Annotated in this window: 5 protein-coding genes; 2 read left to right on the top strand and 3 right to left on the bottom strand. The window is 57.0% G+C overall.

Annotation, left to right across the window (positions count from 1 at the left end; genetic code table 11):
• Positions 1-626 precede the first annotated feature (626 nt).
• Both K359_RS0147180 and K359_RS56410 read right to left on the bottom strand, forming a co-directional pair.
• Positions 627-827, bottom strand: a complete 201-nt coding sequence (locus K359_RS0147180; RefSeq protein WP_029085168.1) for a hypothetical protein — start codon at positions 825-827, stop codon at positions 627-629.
• 97 nt (positions 828-924) lie between these two features.
• On the bottom strand, positions 925-2,058 hold the full coding sequence (locus K359_RS56410) for a glycosyltransferase family 4 protein (RefSeq protein ID WP_051346843.1): 1,134 nt from the start codon (positions 2,056-2,058) through the stop codon (positions 925-927).
• 260 nt (positions 2,059-2,318) lie between these two features.
• On the opposite strand from K359_RS56410, the gene K359_RS0147170 reads away from it, so the two are divergent.
• Together K359_RS0147170 and K359_RS62785 are read left to right on the top strand one after the other, a co-directional pair.
• On the top strand, positions 2,319-2,543 hold the full coding sequence (locus tag K359_RS0147170; protein WP_029085167.1) for a hypothetical protein: 225 nt from the start codon (positions 2,319-2,321) through the stop codon (positions 2,541-2,543).
• Positions 2,544-2,766: 223 nt separating this feature from the next.
• Positions 2,767-3,276: a hypothetical protein gene (locus K359_RS62785; RefSeq protein WP_029085166.1), complete on the top strand. Its 510-nt coding sequence runs from the start codon at positions 2,767-2,769 to the stop codon at positions 3,274-3,276.
• Positions 3,277-3,410: 134 nt separating this feature from the next.
• On the opposite strand, the gene K359_RS63885 is transcribed toward K359_RS62785, so the two are convergent.
• Positions 3,411-3,897: hypothetical protein (locus K359_RS63885; protein ID WP_035978489.1), on the bottom strand; the 487-nt coding region annotated here is incomplete at its 5' end.

The raw sequence follows: 3,897 nt of genomic DNA, 5'->3' as shown, positions 1-3,897 counted from the left end.
CAGCGAAAGGCACTCCACTCGGGATCGAACGAGAGAGAATGATCCGCCAGGCACGGCAGGCTGAGACCGCCTCTCACATCAGCGAGTGGCTTTCCCCGCCGGGATTGCGTGCGCCGACGTAAGCGGCACTGATCAGACAACCGTCGCGCCACGCGCTTATTCGACAGTGAAAGAGTCTACACGATGCAGGGCAGCGATCAGTGGACCGAGTTAGTTTCATGCCCGAACTGTGGAATGACAGGGGCTGCCCGTCTTTCAAAGGCCAAAAAGGGAGCCTTTGATTTTAGGGTGGAGGCCATTCCTGCGGGCTTTAGTCGCTTGGAATTCTGTAACACCTTCTTCTGTGGGGCATGCGATCAACCGGCGCATTCCCACAGAACAAGGCAATAAGGCTCCTCAGTTGGTGGCCTTCTTGTTCATGCGATGCCATGTCGCCTCTTGGCCCTTTTGGGACATGCCGGGCCGCTCTGACGATGCCGCAGACGAGGAGCTTGTCTGCGTGCTTGGTCCGTTGCCGGAGTTGAGCTATCCAATGTTCCTTCTTGCGCAACGGGGAGCTATATCCTCCGTCGAGAGTTTGGCAGTCTATGGTACGGGAATTGCCCCGAGACTGTGCGAGCGCTGCTCTACTCCTGTGCTAGGAATTGATCCAAATCTATCCGAAGGTCCTTGGCCGTGTCGCCGCTTATCGCGAGACGAAACACGCCGTCTTCAGTCGAAATTTGCAGGACGCCGGCGAGTGGACTAGTGGAGGACTTGCGAACACTTGTATCCAAAACATTCAATGGAACGTCCGCGCGAACATAGCCCTGAATCGGTTTGCTCATTGAATTGTCCTTTGTTCTGCGCCCGCCAAAAACTGATCGGGCCAGGTCGGAAGACTATCATCAAAACGCCGGCCGCCCTGATCGGGGAAGCGTGAGCTCAGTTCTCTTCGCCCACAGCCGGGAACGAGGCGGGCTCCAGGCCATGTTCATTCGCGACAGAAAAACTTGCCTTCAGGGCGGAGAGCTGAAGTTGGGACGCGGCCCGCGCACGCAGCATCTTCTGATAGATCTTGACGTAGTGCGAAGCCATCCGCGCTGCGGAGAATCGCTCTTCGAAGCGAAGACGTATGGCTATCCGGTCCAACCCCAGCAATTCCGGAATCGCGCGCACGGCTTCGTCGACGTCCGAGACGATTCTGCCAGTTAGGCGGTCTTCGACGATTTCCGGCACTGATCCGCAACGGAAAGCCAGGACCGGCGTGCCACAGGCCATCGCCTCAATCATCACCAGGCCGAAAGGCTCAGGCCAGTCGATCGGGAAAAGAAGCCCGGCGGCTCGGCCGAGGAATTCACTTTTAGTGTTGTCATTAATCTCACCGATGAACTCGATCCCGCCGCCGTCGAGCATTGGCGCGATGAAATCCCGGAAGTATGCTTCGTCAGCCTTGTCGACTTTGGCGGCGATCTTCAGCGGAAGACGCGCGGCGCGGGCAATCTGGATGGCTCGGTCTGGCCTTTTCTCCGGCGAGATTCGCCCAAGAAAGGCCAGGTACCCGCCATGCCCGTCGAAGCGGGGAGTATGCAGGTTGAGCGGCAGCCCGTGGTAGACAGTGCCAACGAAGTTTGCGCCCGGAAGTGGCGCGCGCTGCGCGTTCGAGATTGAGGCTAGAGCCATGTGTGAAAATCGCCGGTAGAACGGCATGTGATCGGCGAGGTCCTGTCTGCCGTGGAGCGTCGTGAGCGCGCGATTGCTTTCAGACTGGAACAGCGGAAAGTGCAAATAGTCGACGTGAAAATGCAGAATGTCAAAATCGTCGACGCGCTCGCGCACCTTGTCCAGCATGATCATGTGATGGGGAAGTGCGTCACGGACGGAGGAATCGAGGCGTAGCGCGCGAGGCGTGCAGGGAACGAGTTCGGCGGAAGTGATAGAATCTTCGCTCGCGAACAGCGTCACGTCATGCCCCTGCCGTACCAGCTCCTCGGTCAGATAAGCAACGACCCGCTCAGTCCCTCCGTAGAGCCGCGGCGGCACACTTTCAAAAAGCGGAGCAATTTGCGCAATTTTCATATGTAGCTCCGCCCGTATGTTCCGGCCGTTCCCCAGCCGCGGGGCCGCCGTGTTATTGCTGGGCCACCGCGTTGGGTGTGGTCGGCAGCACTAACCACTATTGAACTTGAAGGGAGCGGCCCGGTTCCAACGGGATTTTGGCACGTTTCGCCGGCCGCGGAGTGAGCAAAACAGCTCAGACTCCCGCTCAAGAGGCGCGCTTACTTGGTTGCTGGGGCAAATGTCGAACCAAAAGGCGTCGCGTAAACCGAGGAGTTAGCATGGGTGGCATCCTTCCATTCGTATTCGCCGGGGCATTTGAGCCCAGCGATGTTGAGGCGATGTCCTTGGCCTGTGAGGAAATCTGCGCCGCCCTTCACATCAATGGAGACGCCGGAGCTCGCGAGACGATCGCGGCGAGAGTTATCGAGCTTGGCCGGCGCGGCGAACGCTGCCCAACGGCCTTGCGCGACCGGGTGCTTGCGGAAGAGAACGCCAAGACCTGATTGCCAATGGGATCGGCGTCGTCTTAGTCACGCCCATCACGTAAATGACGAGCCACGCGGCAATTCGGGGTTTGCCGGGACTGATCTCCGCCGGACGAGACGATACATAGCCTCAAAGGTCAGCACGCTCCAGCGAGATGGCCTTCGGAACGTTGCTCCGCACAATTTGTTGTCGTCTGTCCAACTATCTTATGGTCGACCAATAATCCATTGGAGTTGTCAGATGAGTAAGCGCAAGTCGGCAATGGCGTCAAAGCAGGCTCGCGGCCCGAGAACAGCAGCAAAAGCCCAACGGGCCGCCCAAGCTATTGTCAGAAGCCCGAAAGCGAGTGTTCCGCGCTCCGCTAGCGCAGATTCGACCGAACCGCCACCAAAGCGTCATGAGGACCCACAACAAGTAGACGTCCTCTCTGATGATCCGCAGCTTCTTGTTAAGAATCCGGACCCGGCCTTACAAGATGGCTTCAATCAGATGACGGAGGACGATTCAAAGAGAGAGATTGATTTCTTTTCCTCAGCCCACACAAACATACGAGCTTATCAAGCGATTCTAATGGAAATGACACAAGCCAACATGCAATTTGCTTTTGAGTTCGCGCAAAGGCTTGCGACGATTAGGGCGCCCCTTGAACTTCCCAGTCTAGTTGCAGACTTCACAAGCAAGCGGATCGCCATGTTCCGGAAGCATTCGACTGAGATCGTTGAATTGAGTACCAAGCGATGGACCTCCTAAAGTTTTGGCGCTCGATTTTGGCGGCCAAAAGATTTGTGATCTCGCGTTTAGCGGCACTCCTATTAATTCCGACCTCTCTGTGCGAGTGAACTTCTTCAGCTTCCCTGGCGATGGAAGCACGAGCATGGGATCGTTCAGCTAACTCGCGAGCGATCAATCCTCCATGCGCGGTCGCTTCGAGCACGGCGAAAAGTTGTACGCAGCGCCTTCCCGGCCTGAACAGCCACCCTTCTAGCCGTCTTCCAGACTGCGAGCGATTCGACCTTATCCATCATAGCTCGCCAATACCGATATCCCCACGCAAATGATGGGATCGACAGCAGCTTCTCCTTATTCAACTGAAACAGCCGTTCCACGAGGGTGAGCTTCAAGACTTCCGCCACAATAAAAGTGACAGCTCCTGCGAAAAAATGCCCGGTCCCGATCAAATAGCCGCTCAAGGGTTTTGCCGGCTCAAGGATGATGATCGGTACCACGAAAAGGACAAGCGAAGGATACGGCGGCAACGAAGCAACCCAAAGCCGCACGCGTTGCAGCAGCCTCTGTCTGGCCATCCAAACGGTGATCGGCCGTGTGACATAGGAAAAGACGGCGTCCGCGACGAAGTAGATGAACGCGACC

Origin of the sequence: Bradyrhizobium sp. th-b2, assembly GCF_000426785.1 — a bacterium.
In the GTDB taxonomy this organism is placed as follows: Bacteria; Pseudomonadota; Alphaproteobacteria; order Rhizobiales; family Xanthobacteraceae; genus Bradyrhizobium; species Bradyrhizobium septentrionale.
Note: the sequence above shows the minus strand (reverse complement) of the source record. Positions and strands in the feature narration are given on the sequence as shown.